Annotated in this window: 15 protein-coding genes and 1 other annotated feature; of the genes, 6 read left to right on the top strand and 9 right to left on the bottom strand. The window is 56.5% G+C overall.

The window, feature by feature from the left end; translation table 11 throughout:
• The first annotated feature begins 137 nt into the window (after positions 1-137).
• The 4 genes from E6C60_RS19935 (at position 138) to E6C60_RS19920 (ending at position 5404) form a co-directional block, all read left to right on the top strand.
• A complete protein-coding gene (locus E6C60_RS19935; protein WP_233281078.1) occupies positions 138-3224 on the top strand; it encodes an ATP-binding protein in 3087 nt (1028 codons plus the stop codon).
• A gap of 155 nt (positions 3225-3379) precedes the next feature.
• On the top strand, positions 3380-4438 hold the full coding sequence (gene rlmN / locus E6C60_RS19930; protein ID WP_138227396.1) for a dual-specificity RNA methyltransferase RlmN: 1059 nt from the start codon (positions 3380-3382) through the stop codon (positions 4436-4438).
• A 53-nt stretch (positions 4439-4491) separates the two neighbouring features.
• On the top strand, positions 4492-4974 hold the full coding sequence (gene greA, locus E6C60_RS19925) for a transcription elongation factor GreA (protein WP_138227395.1): 483 nt from the start codon (positions 4492-4494) through the stop codon (positions 4972-4974).
• Between the two features lie 148 nt (positions 4975-5122).
• Complete coding sequence (locus E6C60_RS19920) at positions 5123-5404, top strand: DUF6509 family protein (RefSeq protein WP_138227394.1); 282 nt, start codon at positions 5123-5125, stop codon at positions 5402-5404.
• A gap of 372 nt (positions 5405-5776) precedes the next feature.
• Here the strand turns inward: E6C60_RS19920 and E6C60_RS21050 are convergent, their stop codons facing one another.
• From E6C60_RS21050 to E6C60_RS19905, 4 genes are all read right to left on the bottom strand, one after another.
• Positions 5777-5917, bottom strand: a complete 141-nt coding sequence (locus E6C60_RS21050) for a hypothetical protein (protein ID WP_175415371.1) — start codon at positions 5915-5917, stop codon at positions 5777-5779.
• Positions 5914-6720, bottom strand: a complete 807-nt coding sequence (locus E6C60_RS19915; RefSeq protein ID WP_208203786.1) for an ABC transporter ATP-binding protein — start codon at positions 6718-6720, stop codon at positions 5914-5916. The genes E6C60_RS21050 and E6C60_RS19915 overlap by 4 nt, the downstream gene beginning before the upstream one ends.
• Positions 6717-7715 carry a FecCD family ABC transporter permease gene (locus E6C60_RS19910; protein ID WP_233281077.1) on the bottom strand — a complete coding sequence of 333 codons (999 nt, stop codon included), beginning with the start codon at positions 7713-7715 and terminating at the stop codon, positions 6717-6719. The genes E6C60_RS19915 and E6C60_RS19910 overlap by 4 nt, the downstream gene beginning before the upstream one ends.
• 65 nt (positions 7716-7780) lie before the next feature.
• Positions 7781-8830: an ABC transporter substrate-binding protein gene (locus E6C60_RS19905; RefSeq protein WP_138227391.1), complete on the bottom strand. Its 1050-nt coding sequence runs from the start codon at positions 8828-8830 to the stop codon at positions 7781-7783.
• 344 nt (positions 8831-9174) lie between these two features.
• Between E6C60_RS19905 and E6C60_RS19900 the strand changes: the two genes are divergently transcribed.
• Entirely contained in the window at positions 9175-9939 is a 765-nt protein-coding gene (locus E6C60_RS19900) for a TrmB family transcriptional regulator (RefSeq protein WP_138227390.1), read from the top strand.
• A 106-nt stretch (positions 9940-10045) separates the two neighbouring features.
• Here E6C60_RS19900 and E6C60_RS19895 read toward each other — a convergent pair whose 3' ends face one another.
• The 5 genes from E6C60_RS19895 to E6C60_RS19870 form a co-directional block, all read right to left on the bottom strand.
• The gene (locus E6C60_RS19895) at positions 10046-11230 is read right to left on the bottom strand and encodes an MFS transporter (RefSeq protein ID WP_138227389.1); all 1185 of its coding nucleotides are present in this window, start codon (positions 11228-11230) and stop codon (positions 10046-10048) included.
• A 210-nt stretch (positions 11231-11440) separates the two neighbouring features.
• Positions 11441-12430: a tryptophan--tRNA ligase gene (gene trpS, locus E6C60_RS19890; protein WP_233281076.1), complete on the bottom strand. Its 990-nt coding sequence runs from the start codon at positions 12428-12430 to the stop codon at positions 11441-11443.
• Positions 12431-12478: 48 nt separating this feature from the next.
• Positions 12479-12769 (bottom strand) — a binding site (T-box leader).
• Between the two features lie 140 nt (positions 12770-12909).
• Positions 12910-13782, bottom strand: a complete 873-nt coding sequence (locus E6C60_RS19880; protein WP_138227387.1) for an SDR family oxidoreductase — start codon at positions 13780-13782, stop codon at positions 12910-12912.
• The gene (uxuA, locus tag E6C60_RS19875; RefSeq protein ID WP_138227386.1) at positions 13779-14861 is read right to left on the bottom strand and encodes a mannonate dehydratase; all 1083 of its coding nucleotides are present in this window, start codon (positions 14859-14861) and stop codon (positions 13779-13781) included. The genes E6C60_RS19880 and uxuA overlap by 4 nt, the downstream gene beginning before the upstream one ends.
• Positions 14862-14927: 66 nt before the next feature.
• Positions 14928-15644: a GntR family transcriptional regulator gene (locus tag E6C60_RS19870; protein WP_233281075.1), complete on the bottom strand. Its 717-nt coding sequence runs from the start codon at positions 15642-15644 to the stop codon at positions 14928-14930.
• Between the two features lie 233 nt (positions 15645-15877).
• Between E6C60_RS19870 and E6C60_RS19865 the strand changes: the two genes are divergently transcribed.
• The gene (locus E6C60_RS19865) at positions 15878-16201 is read left to right on the top strand and encodes a metal-sensitive transcriptional regulator (RefSeq protein ID WP_138227385.1); all 324 of its coding nucleotides are present in this window, start codon (positions 15878-15880) and stop codon (positions 16199-16201) included.
• Positions 16202-16340: the final 139 nt, after the last annotated feature.

Here is a 16340-nt window from a genome sequence, read left to right as displayed (position 1 = left end):
GCACTGTCTTTTTGTTATGGAATCTTGCGTGTTAAAAGGTATGGAAATTTCAGGACAGGTGGGGTTTAATAAAGATCTACGTAACGTGAAGCATACTGCTGACCGGCACCGGCTGCCGGCGGGAAAGAGGACCTGGGATGATACCACGTAAATGGCTGACGCTGATGATTGGCTTGACTCTTGTCGTTGTAATTCCGCTGTACTCCGGCATCCGCTTCGATCTGAAAGCCGGCATGACGCCCTCTGCGATGGAGGGAATGCTGAACTTGCAGGAATGGGATTTTGCGGAGGACGGTGCAGTGCCTCTGAAAGGGGAATGGGAGTTTTATCGCGGGCGTCTGCTGAATCCGCCGGATTTTGAGAACCCGGGATCGGGGGTGGAGCACGGCGGGCAGGGTTCCCTTGAGCCTTCCGCGATCGTGAAGCTGCCGGGAGCATGGAATTCCTATATATCTCAAGAAGGGGAGGCGGAATCCGCCTGGGGCTACGGAACCTATCGCCTGATCATTCAGGTTCCTGATGGGGAGGAGAACGCCCTCTACGGTATCAAGACCGGCAACATCCGCACCGCGAACCGGATATTTCTGAACGGGCATCAGATCGGAAGCAGCGGAGAGCCCGCGGCAAGCCGTGAGCAGGAGACGGCCTCCAACATTCCGTACCTGTCCTTCGGACCGCAGCAGGCGGGACAGATTGAGCTTGTCGTTCAGGTATCCAATTATGCCTACAGCTCCGGGGGCATCTTTACGTCGATCTGGTTCGGGGATGTTGAGTCGATTCTGCAGGCCCGGGAATTGTCTCTGTTTCTGGACATAATGACGCTCGCAGGCTTTCTGCTCCCGGGCGCTTATGCGCTGATGCTGTACCGGCTGCGGAAGGAACGTGCGCTCTTGTACCTGGGCCTGGCCTGCACCGCGATGCTGATCTACACAGCCACCCACGGGGAGAAGCTGCTGGCCGCCCTTTTTCCGGGGCTTGGCTACGAATGGTTTACCAAGATTCAGATGATGTCCTCGGCGCTGCTCTATTACTTTCTGATCTATTATGTGGCCGTCTCCCTGCCGGGCATCATTCATCGGTATGCTCTGCGGGCCATACAAATGCTGACCGCGGCCAGCCTGCTGACGGCATGGCTCACGCCAGTGCGTGTCTTCTCGCAGCTGGAGTCTATCATCTTTATGACCTCCCTGGTGAGCGTCCTGTACATGTTCTGCCGTATGATTGTCAGCATCAAGGGCCGGAGTGAGGAATTCGGGCTGCAGGTTATTGGAGTGATCAGCATTCTGATGCTAATTGTCATGAATATTGCCAGTCTGCTGGGCAGCCAGCATTTTCAAACCTTTGGCTCCCTGGAGCTGGTGCTGTTCGTGCTGACCCAGGCTATTTTGCTGGCCCGGCGCTTCTCGGAATCCTTTGAAGAGGTGCAGCATTTGTCCCGCCGGCTGCTTACACTGGATGGGCTGAAGGATGAGTTTCTGGCGAATACGTCGCATGAGCTAAGGACCCCGCTTCACGGCATGGTGAACATCAGCCAATCGCTTGTCGATGGTGCTGCAGGACCGCTGACCCCCAAGCAGACGGCGGATCTGCGCTTGATCGTATCCACGGGGAAAAGACTGTCTTCCCTCATTAATGATATCCTCGATTTTAACAAGCTGAGGAACAATCAGATCACCCTGCAGCCAAAGCGGGTGGATTTATCTGCAGTAACGACCTCGGTGCTGGAGGTCATGGCGCATGTGTCAGGGAACAAGCAGCTCGTGCTGCGGCAGGAGCTGCCAGAGCGGCTGCCTCTGCTCTATGCCGATGAGGAGCGGCTGCGGCAGGTGCTGTACAATCTGGTCGGCAATGCGGTCAAATTTAGTGATCAAGGACAGATTATCGTCACGGCGCAGCAGGACGAGGAGGACTGGATCACGGTCTCGGTCCGCGATACCGGAATCGGGATAGAGGAGCAGCGGCTGGCGTTGATTTTTCAGTCCTATGAGCAGCTGGAGCAGGAAGGCCGCGGAGATCATCAGGGCACAGGGCTGGGCCTGAGCATCACGAAGAAGCTGGTGGAGCTTGGCGGGGGCAGGCTCTGGGTCCGCTCAAAGCCGGGGGAAGGCTCCACCTTCTCCTTCACGGTGCGATCGTCCCGGGAGGAGAGTCTGCCCGTGCCGGAACCGGTGCGGGAGTATCCCGGACAGGAAATGCTGGAGACCGAGCCGGACCGTGAACAGGCCGGGACAGCGGCTGCCCGGATTCTGGTCGTGGACGATGATCCCGTCAATCTGAAGGTCATTCACAATCTGCTGGGAGGAGGGGGAATCCGCATCCTTACTGCATCAAGCGGAGAGGAGGCCTGGCGTATGCTGAGCACCGGAGAAGCCGTCGATCTTGTGATTACAGACTGGATGATGCCGGGCATGTCCGGCCCTGCGCTGTGTTCCCGAATTCGGGAGCGGTTCACGCTGTTTCAGCTGCCCGTGCTGATCCTGACGGCCCGCAGCCTTCCGGAGGACGTCAAGGTGGGGCTGCAGGCGGGGGCGAATGATTTTCTCAGAAAGCCGGTGGATGCCGACGAGCTGAAATCCCGCGTACGGACTCTGCTGGAGCTCAGGAAAACCGTGCGGCAGGCGATTGCGTCGGAGCTGGCTTTTTTACAGGCACAGATCAAGCCGCACTTTCTCTTTAATGCGCTGAATACGATCATGTCTCATTTGCCGGATCACCCGTCGCTGGCGAACCAGCTGCTGCTGGAGCTCGCTCGTTATCTCCGGCGCAGCTTCGATCTTGAGGGCCGGGATCAGCTGACCACGCTGGGTCATGAGCTGGAGCTGGTCACCTCTTATCTCAATCTGGAGAAAGCCCGCTTTGAGGAACGGCTTCATGTGGAGTACCGCCTGACTGCCGGCAGCCAGCTTCTGGTGCCGCCGCTGAGCATCCAGCCCATCGTCGAGAATGCGGTCCGGCACGGTCTGATGCGCAAGGAGGGCGGCGGAACGCTGGTGCTGGAGATCACAGAGAGCAAGGAAGCGGTGCAGATTACAGTGAGCGATAACGGAACCGGGATGCCGCAGAGCCGGCTTAGCTCTCTGCTTCGGGATGGAGGAAGCCAAGGAATCGGGCTGCGAAATATTCACTCCCGCCTGCTGTCCATGTTCGGGAGCGGCCTTAAGCTTGAAAGTGCGGAAGGGCAGGGCACAACGGTTTCTTTTGAAGTGCCGAAGCATAGGGGCTGAGAAGGAGTGGGAAGAGCGGAGGGTTTCTGTTAAGAAAAGTGTCCCTTAGGCTTGCCTACAGGCTTCTTTCCTGTAACTCCCCTTGTGTTATAGATGGAATTTTGGGACAATGGGAGAGGAATCTGGACAACGGATGTCATAGAAAGGAAACAGAAATGAATACACCATCCATTTATGGATTAACCTTAGAGCACCTGAAGAGCTGGCTGGAGGCTCACGGACAGAAGCCGTCGCGCGCGGCGGCCGTCTGGCATGCGCTGTACCGGGAGCGCGTGACCTCCTTTGATCACATGGCGGACGTACACCCGGAGACGGCAGCGCTGCTGCGGGAGAGCTTTTCTATTTTGACGCTGGCCGAGCATACGAAGCAGGAATCGGTTGACGGAACCGTGAAATTTCTGCTGAAGCTGACAGACGGCAATCTGATTGAAACGGTGCTCATGCGCCATAAATTCGGATTATCGGTCTGTGTGACAACCCAGGTGGGCTGCAATATCGGCTGCAGCTTTTGTGCCAGTGGACTGCTCAAGAAGAGCCGGGATTTGACAAGCGGCGAAATTGTTGAGCAGGTGATGAAGGTGCAGCTGTACCTGGATGCAGCGGGACGGGAGGAGCGGGTCAGCCATATTGTCGTGATGGGCATTGGAGAGCCGTTTGACAACTTTCAGCATATGTCGAATTTTATTAAGGTCATCAAGGATCACAAGGGGCTCGCAATCGGCCCGCGCCATATTACGGTATCGACCAGCGGACTGGCTCCTAAAATCAGGGAGTTTGCCGACAGCGACCTGCACGTGAACCTTGCGCTTTCGCTGCATGCGCCGAACAATGAGCTTCGTACCCGAATTATGAAGATTAACCGCGCCTATCCGCTGGAAGAGCTGATGCCGGCCGTGGATTACTACCTGGAGAAGAGCAACCGCCGCATTACCCTGGAGTATATTCTCCTTAAAGGTGTCAATGATCAGAAGGAGCATGCCCTGGAGCTGGCTGAGCTGGTGGGACCCCGCCGCCATACGGCGAACGTCAACCTCATTCCATACAATCCGGTGGATGAGCACAGTCAGTATCAGCGAAGCACTCCGGACGATATTACGGGATTCTATGACACGCTGAAGAAGCAGGGCATTAGTGTCAGTGTACGTCTGGAGCATGGCACCGATATTGATGCCGCCTGCGGCCAGCTGCGCAGCAAGCAGATCAAGGCACAGTAAGGCGCGGCAATACGCTGCGTATGAATTTATAGAGGCAAGGGAGCTGAAGCGATATGGCCAATGAGGAAGAAGTTATTGTGACCGCCGAAGGATTTGCGAAGCTGGAAGAGGAGCTTCAATATTTGAAGGAGGTCAAGCGCAAGGAGCTGGCCGAGCGCCTGAAGGTTGCTATCAGCTATGGCGATTTGAAGGAGAACAGCGAGTATCATTCCGCGAAGGATGACCAGGCCTTTATGGAAACCCGGATTCTTGTGCTGGAGAAAATGCTCCGCAAAGCGCGTGTGGTGGATGCCGGCAAAATGGATTTGAACCGGGTCAGCGTCGGGGCGATCGCCGTCCTGAACGATCTGGAGTTCAACGAGAAGGTAGAGTACCAGATCGTTGGACCGGCGGAGGCGGACGTAGTGAACAACAAGATTTCCTATGAAAGCCCGCTCGGCAAAGAGCTGATGGGCAAGGAAGTCGGAAGCATCGTTCACGTTACGGCTCCGGTGGGCATTATTAAATACGAGCTGCTGGACATCAAGATGAACTAAAGCGGCTGTGCTGAGTCAGCGATTGAACAGGCCTCCCGGGAAGCGGGGGGCCTGTTTGTGCGGTGCGTTGCTGCAGACATGGCTGGGGCAGCGCCAAAACGTGTATAATGAAGCATAACGGACGTTGACGAGAGGGAAGGATGAGAGCATGCTGGAAATTATTGAATACACAGCGGAATACATTAAAGATCCATTCGGAATTTTGAGCGGGAAGCGCTATGAATTTGTGCTGGATCTGAACGTTCCGGAGGATGACGAGCTGTACCGGGAGCAAGGGGTATACCTGCGCGCCATTTATCTGGAGGATGAGAACCGGATTGTAAAGTATGATTTTTATGAGCGGGTCAGTGATCAGTATCTAGATTTCGATATGGAGCCGGAGGAGGAAGAAGAGCTGACGCGCTTCTGCCGGGAGCATTTGCCGGCTTAAGGGTTCAAGCAGGCGCACACTACACTGAGAAGACACCGCTACGGTGTCTTTTTTGTTTTTATGGAGCCCACCCTCCATGTAAATCATTGACGCTTCCCTCTTGTTTTGGTCATGATGAAGGCTTTGTTTGTATTGTGAAAATCTGCTCACCTCGTGATCACTTATCTGCTTCTAACGCTGGTAATATTTATCTGCGATACAGACAATAAAGAGGCTTAAGGGCAGTTAGGTCCAAAATATGATGCCACTCTGTCCACTTATCCATTCTATTGATGTATTTGAGTGGAGTATTAGTTCATATGGGGTCGAGAGGATTCCAGTCCGGCTTGGTCTGCAGTCCCAGCTCCAGCGGTGGTTGCGGGGTATATTCTGCTAGCAGATGATGCATCGACCAATGAGTGGTCGCGCGCCGTCCGATGAGCGGTCCTGCAGCTTGGTCCGCCGGATGATCAGAATGGCCTGCAGATTGACCGTGGGTTCCTGGGCTGGTTCGGTGTTTTCTGTTGCTGTCATGATTTCCGCTCCGTTTCGTGACCGTAGGCCAGCTGCATGCGTCCGGTAAGTGGATTGGTGAAGCTTTGAGCCCGGATCCCAAAGACCTTATGTAGCAAATCCGGTGTCAAGGTTTCGCTAGGCGTTCCTGAGGCGACCACCTGACCTTTGGAAAGGATGACGAGGCGGTCGCAGTATGCTGCGGCCAGATTGAGATCGTGAAGGGTCACCAGCGTCGTCACCCCCAGTGTTCGAACAAGTGTCATCAGTTCGAGCTGGTGACGAATGTCCAGGTGGTTGGTCGGCTCATCGAGCACGAGAATGCGCGGCTCTTGTGCGAGGGCACGAGCCAGCTGAACTCTCTGTCGCTCTCCACCGGACAGCGAACTCATGTCTCGACTTGCCAGATCGTTGACACCGGCCCGCCTCATCGCTCTTTCAATCGCGAGCATGTCATCCGGCTTGTTGGAAGTCCCGAAGAGGGGGCCGTGGGCAATGCGTCCTGTTGCGACACACTCCGCTACTGTGAGTTCGAGATCGCTAGGTCCGTCCTGCACGACGGCTGCTGTCACGCGGGCCGCCTCTCGCGGACGTAACTCCCAGACGTCACGATCTGCTGCCATCACCCGTCCGGAGGCAGGACGAAGCATGCGGTAAATGGCACGCAATACCGTCGATTTTCCGCTGCCATTAGGACCGATGAGTCCGACGACGTTTCTTTCGGCGGATAAAGAGATGTCTTCGACGATCGTGCGTCCCGCGATTTCGACCGTGATCTTGTCGACGTAGAGTGCAGCGGCTTTCATACCGCCTTGAGTGCTCATGCTTCTCCTCTGCTGGATCGCTTCAGCATCCAAAGAAAGAACGGTGCACCGATGGCGGCGGTGAGCAGCCCGACTGGCAGTTCAGATGGGGCAATGATCAGTCGTGCTGCGATATCGACCACGACGAGCAGCAGCCCGCCGGCTAGAGCAGATATAGGCAAGACCCACCTGTGGTCTGAGCCCACGAACATCCGGACGGCATGCGGAACCACGAGACCGACGAAACCAATTGCGCCACTTACCGCAACGACGACGCCGACGAGAAGCGAGGTGATAACAAACATCACCAGCCGGAAATGCCCGACATCGACGCCGAGACTCGCAGCGGTCTCATCGCCAATGAGGAGGGCATTGAGTATCCTGGACAGCAGCACGAGAACCAAGGTAGCGACACCGAGAACTAGAGCAGGGATACCCAGGTCGCCCCAGTCCGCGGCCGCTAGGCTTCCGGAGAGCCAGGAGAGCACCTGGCTCACGCCTTGGCCGGGTGCGCTTGCACGCAGGACGAGGTAGCTGGTGACGGAGCTGAGCAGGTATGACATTGCCACGCCTGCCAATATCAATCGTCCCGGCGTGACACGACCTCTTCTTTGCGCGAGCAAGAATACGGTCAAGGTGGCAGCAAGAGCGCCACCAAAGGCCGCGATGGGGACGGTGACAGTGGACATAACCCCGATACCTAGTGTGAGCGTCGCAACCGCTGTGACGGACGCGCCGGAGGAAATTCCGAACACAAAAGGATCGGCGAGCGGATTGCGTACCAATGACTGAAGTACCGCACCGGCAACGGCGAGAGAGGCTCCGACGATGAACCCAAGCAGAGCACGCGGTAGCCGGAACTCCCAAATGATTCGTGTCTCTACATCCGTTGCGGTAGTGGAGATGCTCCAAGGCAGGATACGCTCAGCAATCACCGACAATACCCGGTTGGGTGCGATCGGGACTGATCCCGTGGATACAGAGATAATCACAGCGATGGCGCATGCAATGATCAAGACAACGATGGAGTTCCGCCGTCGAACAGTACCGTTCGTGGGCTGGGCTAAGATTGACATGAGGGTCACGACGCAGGTACCTCGAGATTCAAGTCGGAATGGATGCCATTTGCGATCTCAGTAAGCCCTCTCATCACTGAGATGGATGCGTCAGTGTCAGCGACGTGAATCTCCACAAGTTTGCCATTCTTCACAGCAGGCAGGTCGGGAAAATGAGTTATGAGGTAATTGCTGAGGGTCGCGAAATCCTGACCCTCAAAGGTGCCGACAAGAATTACGTCAGCATTGGACGCTGCAAATTCCTCTTTACTGACATAGACGGAGTCCGCTGGGAACACGTTCTCTCCGCCAGCTGTTGCGATTGCGTCGTCGTATATCCCGCCAGCGAGCACGATCAGCGGTCCATCGCCCCCGTTATAAAACGCTACTCGCTGTGTGGGCAAGCCCTTCACAGCGCTGATGACCTTCTGCTTCTTTTCTTCCATTTGGGTGATGAAGTCTTCCGCCCGGTCCGAAACCCCGAATACGATTCCGAAATCCCGCAGGGTGCGGTACGGTGTCTCAAGCGTCATATTGAGAGCATCTGATGAGCTACATAAGTTGGACCCGTAGACCTGGGAGCCGCCCTCTTCAATCTGTTCCACCGAAGCATAGCCCTGCGAGGTATCAAAGGCGAAGCCCTCCAGAGACTGGCCGACTACGAGATCGGGGGCTTGACTGAGTAGAACCTCTTTTGAGGGCCAGCTCATGGAATTGCCGATCAAGGGGAGTGCCGCGGCGGTTTTGGCGATGCTGTCGGGGTAGGCGGCATAGTTGCCGGCTACAGCAGTGATGCGGTCTTCCAGACCAAGGGCGAGCATCATCTCGGTGGGCGCCTGCCACAGGCTTACTACCCGCTCTGGAGCCGCATCGAACGTCAGTGTACGTCCACAGTTCTCAATGGATACAGGGTACGCCGAAGAAGGTAATGCAGTACTGGAGGTTCCTGCGGGATTTGAAGTACTGCTTGCAGGAGCGCTTGTCTTTGGCACGGGGTCCCCCGTGGAGGCGCATCCGGATAAAACGACGACAGCAATGAATGCAATAATAGGCAAATTGAACTTGGATTTGATCATTAGAATAATCCTCCCAATACGCTGTTATCCTCTACACAGAAAATTTTAGACAACGGACTAAACCCTATTTTCATTAGCATCACACTCTCCTTCTGTGATTTCATAATATAGATAATATCGAATGGAAGAAATGACTAATAAGAGCTACCTTCTTTAACTTAGTGAATGATGTGTGACTAAGGCCAGCGACCACGCGGAATCAGAATGCTGCAGTGTTTCATAAATTTCTGTTTCATGTTCAACCGTCTGCACCGGTAGATCACCTTTTCTTCTGTACAAAAGCTGGTCAAGTGTCGACGGCTTCGGTAACATAGGTAGCAACAAGGAACAGTCAAGGAGGGGCCATGCTATTACAATTTGGATACTCGCAGTATGAGAGCAAGGTATATGAAACGCTGGTGACGCAAGGGGAGGCCATGGATGCCTCCGGCATTGTTAAGCTGTCGGGAGTGCCCAAGGCCAAGGTGTACGAGGTGCTGGACCGGCTGGTGGATAAAGGCGTCGTGATGGATACCATATCAGGCAAAAAAAGAACGTATGCCTCGCTTCCTCTGGAAGCGGTTATCGACAAGCTTACGCGGGAGTTTGAGGAGGATATCCGGCAGCTGCGGGAGGCCAGCGTGTCCAAGAGCGCTGCCAACGGCCAGGTATGGAGCTTGAAGTCGTACAGCTCGATCCAGGCGTTTTGCCGGCAAATGATCCAGGAAGCCCGGGAATCGGTGCTGGTGTCCATGTGGAGTGAGGAGTTCGCTGCATTCACGGAGCTGCTGAACCGCAAGGAGCAGGAGGGCGTTCGGGTGGAGGCTCTCGTCACGGGCGATGACCCGCCCGGCGCTGCGCTGTCCAAGCTGTATGTGCTGAAGCCGTCAGCGGGACATGACAAGCTGGAGCGCTTTATGCTGCTCGTCACGGATACCCGGCAGCTGCTGTTTGCCGGTGTGGAGAACGGAAGCTGGCAGGCGATTGAGACGCAGGGGCAGCCGTTCGTCAAGGTATTTGCGGAGTTCTTCTATCATGATATGGCCTTGACGGCCTTCAGCCGCAAGTACCCGGAGGAAATGCTGCAGGATGAGGAGCTTCAATCCCTGCTGCTGCGGCTGCGATATTAAGCTAAAGGGCGGCTTCCGGCACAAAGGGGCGGTTCCCAGGATCTTGAACAAGATCTTGAGGAACCGCCCCTTTGTGAGTTATTGGACAACCATCAGCAGCTGATCCTTACTTGGCAGCCGCAGCCGCCATCTCCCGCTCTGCGGCAGGCTTGGTGCGGCGGCTGAACGAGAACAGCGCCATGCCGAAGGCTAGCGACGCAATCAGGCCGCCAACCCACGGATTATCGGAGACGGAGCCGTGGTCCATGACTGCACCGCCGATGATGGAGCCGGCGGCAATGCCAAGATGAGTCATTGACGAGTTCAAGCTGAACTGGGTCTCGGCATGATCCGGAGCCAGCTGGAGCAGGTAGGTCTGCATCGCCGGGGCGATGGACCAGCTGAGCCCGCTCCACAGCATCATGAACGGCAGGAACAGCCAGAAGGCGGTCTGGGACGTTACAAGCACCAGAAACATGGAAACCGAGAAGCTGGCTGTAATGCCCAGAATGGCCCGCTTGGTGCCAAGCCGGTCGGATATCCATCCGCCCGCGCCGCCGCCGAGCACGGCGGCGATGCCGAACAGGAAGTACACGGCGCTCATCATCTGAGGGCTGATCTGAAAGGTGGCGTCGACGAACGGCTGCAAATAGCCGTATAGCGTCAGATGCCCTGTCAGCAGCAGCAGCCCGATCAGCTGCGCGCTAATGATCTTGCTGTCCTTCAGCGAGGCGAGCTGCCGCCTTAGCGGAACCACGGGACTCGGCGCGGTACGCTTAGTAAACAGCGCTACGCCCCCCATCGAGAGCAGGGTCAGCACCGCAATGACGATGAACGGCGCGCGCCAGCCGAAGGCATTGCCGATCATCATCCCTACGGGCACGCCGAGCACCAGCGAGCCGCTGATCCCCATGTAGATGATTCCGATCGCGCGCCCTTTATGCGATTCCGGCACCATGGCAGCGGCCATAGATACCGAGAGCACGACGATGACCGAGCCGCTCATGGCGGCCAGAGCCCGGGCGGCTACGATGGCGGCGTAGCTTGAGGTCAGGGCGACCATGACGTTGCTGATGAGAAAGACGGCCAGCATGTACAAATACAGCTTCTTCCGCTCCAGCTTCGCCGTCAGGTTGACGAGAATGGGACCGCTGATGGCAAAGGTGACCGAGAAGATGGTAATGAACTGGCCTGCCGAGCTGACCGAAATGTTCAGATCCTCTGCGATCAGATTCAGGATGCCGCCGACGATCAGCTCCACCATCCCTACCACAAAGGCCGCAATAGCAAGCATATATACACGAAAATTCAATGAAACACGTCCTTCTAATGTTCAAAATTTAAGTTACCACTATTATAGTAACCTGTTTGAGAGAGCGCAACCTGCATTTTTTGGTGCTCTTCATTATACACGTTATCCTCTCCATTCCAAAAAGCCCCCCTCACCACGTCTGCCAGCCCCTCTTGTAAAGAGGGTGGCAGATTCATAATGAGGGGGGCTGTGAAAGCGCCGCTATAGGCTTTAGAACGTTACGAAGCCCATGGCGCGCTTCGCGGCGAGCAGGGTCTGCTCCGCTTTTTCGGCGGCGCGCTCGGCACCATTTTTCAAGATGCGGTCGAGCTCTTCGGAATGGACGATCTCATGATACGTCTTCTGGATCGGCTCCAGCTTGCTGACGACGGCCTCGGCCAGCTCCTTCTTAAAGGTACCGTAGCCCTGACCTTCATAGCGCTTCTCGATGGCGTCGATGGAGTCGCCGGAGAAGACGGAGTAGATCTCGATCAGGTTGCTGACCGCCGGCTTCGCCTCCCAGTCATAGCGCACGCTCATATCGGAATCGGTAACCGCACGGGAGAATTTCTTCCGGATGACGGACGGCTCGTCAAGCAGGGATACGTAGCTGCCCTGGTTCGGATTGCTCTTGCTCATCTTGTTGGAAGGGTCGTCGAGGCCCATAATACGCGCTCCGCTCTCCTGAATGACCGGCTCCGGCAGTGTGAACGTCGGCGCATACTTATGATTGAAGCGCGCAGCCAGATCCCGCGTCAGCTCCAGATGCTGCTTCTGATCATCCCCGACCGGCACATGTGTCGCCTGATAGAGCAAAATATCTGCTGCCATCAGCACCGGGTAGGTGAACAGGCCGGAGCTGACCGTGTCCTTGCCGCCGGATTTGTCCTTGAACTGGGTCATCCGGCTCAGCTCCCCGAAGTGGGCCTGCGTTTCCAGCAGCCAGCTCAGCTCGGCATGCTGCCGAACCTGGGATTGAAGGAAAATAACCGCTTTGTTCGGGTCTACGCCAGCCGCGACATACAGGGCTGCAACGTCCCGGGAGCGCTGATGCAGCTCTTTGGGGTCCTGGTACACCGTAATGGCATGCAGATCAGGAATGAAAAAATAACAATCATAGTCGTGCTGCAGCGCTACAAACTGGCTCAATGCCCCGCTGTAGCCGCCAATGTTCAGATCACCGCTGGGCTTGATGCCGGACAGCATAATTTTGCTCATCATAAAGACCTCCTCTAAATTAGAACAACAAAAAAGCACTCCGCCCCGAGTCTCAGGGACGAAGTGCATGACTCCGCGGTACCACCACCGTTCGGCTGCGAGCAGCCGCGCTTCACGTGGACAGCTGCCTCGCAGTCTGTAAAGGCTGCGGCTTGCTTCCACCACTCCCGGGATAACGGGGGAGAGCCGTCAAAGCCTACTGGCACGCATGAAATCATGCAGGCGTTCGGTTTGAAGCGAAGGGACCCATTCATCTGCCGCATTGTGCCGGACCTTGCACCAGCCGCCGGCTCGCTTGGACAATGACGTCTGCAGAATACTCTTTCCCTTCATCGCTGTGTGATATGGGACACTCAAGTTCTTCAAAGCTGATTCTAAGATGCCATAACCGCGGCCTTAAAGTCAAGGTGCGACATTCACCCGGTCCGTGCCTCCTCAAGGATCCGTGGATTCTGGGGGACCCGCCCTGCCTGGGGGATCGGCTAGACCCCGGAGTAGGCCATAAACCCGCCGTCTACCGGAATGACCGTGCCCGTGACGAACCCGGAGGTCTGCGCATCCAGCAGCCACAGCACCGTGCCCAGCAGATCCTGGGGTACTCCGAAGCGGCGCATCGGAGTGTGATCGAGGATCTTGCGGGAGCGATCGGTCAGCGAGCCGTCTTCATTGGTCAGCAGCCGGCGATTCTGCTCGGTCAGGAAGAAGCCGGGGGCTATCGCATTGACCCGAATGCCGGATTCCGCCAGATGCACAGCAAGCCACTGTGTAAAATTGTTGATGGCCGCCTTCGCCGCGCTGTAGGCCGGCACCTTGGTCAAGGGAGAGGGCGCACTCATGGAGGAGACGTTCAGGATGACCGCATCGGAACGTCCCAGCATGTGCCTTGCAAAGATTTGCGTCGGAATGAGCGTCCCCTGCATGTTCAGATCGAACACGTCCCGGAAGCCGGACACGGAAAGATCAAAGAAGGTCGCTACGCCCTCCTGATCCAGATCCTCCATCCGGAACCGCTCATTCGTCGTATTGGCATCCTTATGATTGCCGCCCGCGCCGTTAATCAGAATATCGCAGGCTCCAAGGCGGCTGCGGACCTCCTGCTCGGCCTGGATTACGCTGCCCGGGTCGGTGACATCGCAGGCGGCGGCGATGGCGATGCCGCCTGCGGCCACAATCTCGTCCGCGACGGCCTGGCCCTTGCTCAAGGTGCGGTTGAGCACGGCGACCTTGACGCCTTGACGGCCCAGCTCCAGCGCCATAGCGCGGCAGAGCACCCCGGAGCCGCCCGTGATCGCCGCGACCTTGCCCTTTAGAGCGTCATGCTTCGGCAGCGGTGTGTATACTTCAGGCTCCATCATGAGGAGACCTCCTTTCCGGCACGGGCCTGCTCCAGTGCATCCCAGACGCCCCATAAATACATAATGCCAAGGGCCCGGTCATACAGGCCGTAGCCTGGCCTGCACTGCTCGCCCCAGATATGCCGTCCGTGATCGGGGCGGCAGTAGCCGGTAAAGCCGTGCTCGTGGTAAGCCTTCACGACGCCGGCGATGTCTACCGTGCCGTCCTGCGTGCGGTGAGACGTCTCGATGAAATCGCCGTTGTCAAACACCTTCACATTTCGGATGTGCGCAAACGGAATCTGCTCATGAAACTCTCCGATCATGCTCACGATATCATTAGCCGGGTTCGCCCCGAAGGAGCCGCTGCACATCGTGACACTGTTGGAAGGGCTGTCCACCAGACTCAGCAGCCGGCGGACGCTGTCTGCTCCTGTCATAATGCGTGGCAGGCCGAAGATGGACCAGGGCGGATCATCGGGATGTATGGCCATCCGGATGCCGTGCTCCTCAGCGACCGGAATCACCGCCTCCAGGAAGTACGCCAGGTGATCCCACAGATCCTCTGCGGTAACCTCGCGGTACGCCTGAAACAGCTGAGTCAGCTGCGAGAGCCGCTCCGGCTCCCAGCCCGGCATCGTCAGGGCACTATTGCGGGTAATGCTGCTCACAAGCTCCAGCGGATCGATGCCGTGAATCTTGTCTTTTTCGAAAAAGAGAGCGTTCGAGCCGTCCTCCGTTTCCTTATGCAGATCGGTCCGTGCCCAGTCGAATATCGGCATAAAGTTGTAGCAGATGACCTTTACGCCAACGGTCGCCAGCTTCTTGATATTGTCTATGTAGTTCTGGATGTAGAGGTCACGGGATGGAAGGCCCAGCTTAATGTCCTCATGCACGTTGACGCTCTCCACCACCTCCACATGCAGCCCATAGCGGAGCGCCTGATCCCGAACCTCGATGATCCGCTCCATCGGCCATGCTTCACCGGCCGGAATATCGTGCAGCGCCCAGACGATTCCTTCCACGCCCGGAATTTGCCGGATCTGCTCCAGCGTAACCGTGTCATTTCCTTCGCCAAACCAGCGAAATACCATACGCATCTTGCATACCGCCTTTCTAGTCAATGAATGTAGGGCCTAACGAATTGAGCTTGCAGCCGCTCTCGTTCAGATCCCGGGGGGCTTGAAATAATCCGGATGCCTTTGCTGCAGCACGGACAGGTTGGAGATGATCAGGCTCAAGTGCTGCTTCATCAGCGCATCGGCCCTCTTGACGTCCTGCTGCCGGATGGCTTGTACCATCTCCCGGTGCTGTTCATACAAGGAAGCCCAGTCCGGATCCTCGGACAGCCACAGCATGCGGCTCCGGTTGAGATGGACATTCATCTGCTGAATGACGTTCCACGTGCCGAGCTTCCTGCAGCCGGCAAACAGGATGCGGTGAAATTCCTCATCGAGCTGGAACATCATTGTGCCGTCCTGCTGGAAGACGCTGTGCTTCTGCTGCGCCAGATTAAACTCCAGCTCGGCCAGCAGCTCCTCCGGGAAGCTCTCGCAGGCAAGGGCGATCACAGCGCGCTCCAGCTGCTCGCGCATGAAACGGGCTTCTTCCACCAGCTCCGGATCGATCAGGGAGACGCGGGTACCGCGCTGGGGCAGGACGACCAGCAGTCCTTCCTGAGCCAGACGGACAAAGCTTTCCCGCACCGGGGTGCGGCTGACCTGATATGCCGTAGACATCTCCTTCTCGGACAGCAGGGTGCCTGGCGGCAGCTCCAGGCTCAGAATCTGCCCCTTCAGCGAGGTGTAGACCACACTGCCGGCTGAGGAATTCTCGGCCGATAGCATCGTTTGAAAAGACTGTGACGGCGGTATGGATACCATAATGTACATTCACCTCCTGAGGTTCTGCCATACTACCATACAAGTATGGCAGTATCATATTATACTCTGTATCCGCTTGCAAGGGGGAAATAAAGCGGAAAACAATTTTTTAGCATGGATAGGGTGGGGGGCTATGTGTTACAATAGCTGTATGATCAGATGGGCCTTGCCTCAGGGCAGGGACCTTGCTGGAGCTTAGAAAGCAAGCTTGCGAAGAACGGGGGACAAGAGATATGTCTGCAGAGAATCATCTTCATGAGGAGTGCGTCGTAGACGGGGAACGGAAGAGCCATCATTCCGATAAAATCAAAAGCAATCTCATCAGCCGCTTGAACCGGATTGAAGGCCAGATTCGCGGTGTGAAGGGCCTGATTGAAAGGGATACGTACTGTGATGATGTGCTGAACCAGATCGCTTCGGTCCAATCCGCGCTGAACGGTGTGGGAAAGCTGCTGCTGGAGCATCATATGAAGAGCTGTGTTATGGAGCGCATCCAGGAGGGAGACGAAGAGGTCATCCCTGAGCTGCTGGTGACGATTAACAAGCTGATGAAATAACGCGATCGTCCGGGGCCTGCTGCGCTTTGCTCTGCAAGCTGCGCAGCTCCGCTGGCCCGCAGTCAAGCGGGATGACTCGTCTTCCTTTTTATAGGGTAGGTGGGTATGCTAGATAGAGGGATATTTTGTACATTGTGCT

Source organism: Paenibacillus algicola, assembly GCF_005577435.1.
GTDB lineage: Bacteria > Bacillota > Bacilli > Paenibacillales > Paenibacillaceae > Paenibacillus_AQ > Paenibacillus_AQ algicola.
The sequence above is the reverse complement of the archived record's forward strand: the minus strand, read 5'-3'. Positions and strand labels throughout refer to the sequence as shown.

Coding starts and splice junctions, on each gene's coding strand:
- E6C60_RS19935 (WP_233281078.1), top strand. CDS start 138: ATGATACCACGTAAATGGCTGACGCTGATGATTGGCTTGACTCTTGTC.
- rlmN (WP_138227396.1), top strand. CDS start 3,380: ATGAATACACCATCCATTTATGGATTAACCTTAGAGCACCTGAAGAGC.
- greA (WP_138227395.1), top strand. CDS start 4,492: ATGGCCAATGAGGAAGAAGTTATTGTGACCGCCGAAGGATTTGCGAAG.
- E6C60_RS19920 (WP_138227394.1), top strand. CDS start 5,123: ATGCTGGAAATTATTGAATACACAGCGGAATACATTAAAGATCCATTC.
- E6C60_RS21050 (WP_175415371.1), bottom strand. CDS start 5,917: ATGACAGCAACAGAAAACACCGAACCAGCCCAGGAACCCACGGTCAAT.
- E6C60_RS19915 (WP_208203786.1), bottom strand. CDS start 6,720: ATGAGCACTCAAGGCGGTATGAAAGCCGCTGCACTCTACGTCGACAAG.
- E6C60_RS19905 (WP_138227391.1), bottom strand. CDS start 8,830: ATGATCAAATCCAAGTTCAATTTGCCTATTATTGCATTCATTGCTGTC.
- E6C60_RS19900 (WP_138227390.1), top strand. CDS start 9,175: ATGCTATTACAATTTGGATACTCGCAGTATGAGAGCAAGGTATATGAA.
- trpS (WP_233281076.1), bottom strand. CDS start 12,430: ATGATGAGCAAAATTATGCTGTCCGGCATCAAGCCCAGCGGTGATCTG.
- E6C60_RS19880 (WP_138227387.1), bottom strand. CDS start 13,782: ATGATGGAGCCTGAAGTATACACACCGCTGCCGAAGCATGACGCTCTA.
- uxuA (WP_138227386.1), bottom strand. CDS start 14,861: ATGCGTATGGTATTTCGCTGGTTTGGCGAAGGAAATGACACGGTTACG.
- E6C60_RS19870 (WP_233281075.1), bottom strand. CDS start 15,644: ATGGTATCCATACCGCCGTCACAGTCTTTTCAAACGATGCTATCGGCC.
- E6C60_RS19865 (WP_138227385.1), top strand. CDS start 15,878: ATGTCTGCAGAGAATCATCTTCATGAGGAGTGCGTCGTAGACGGGGAA.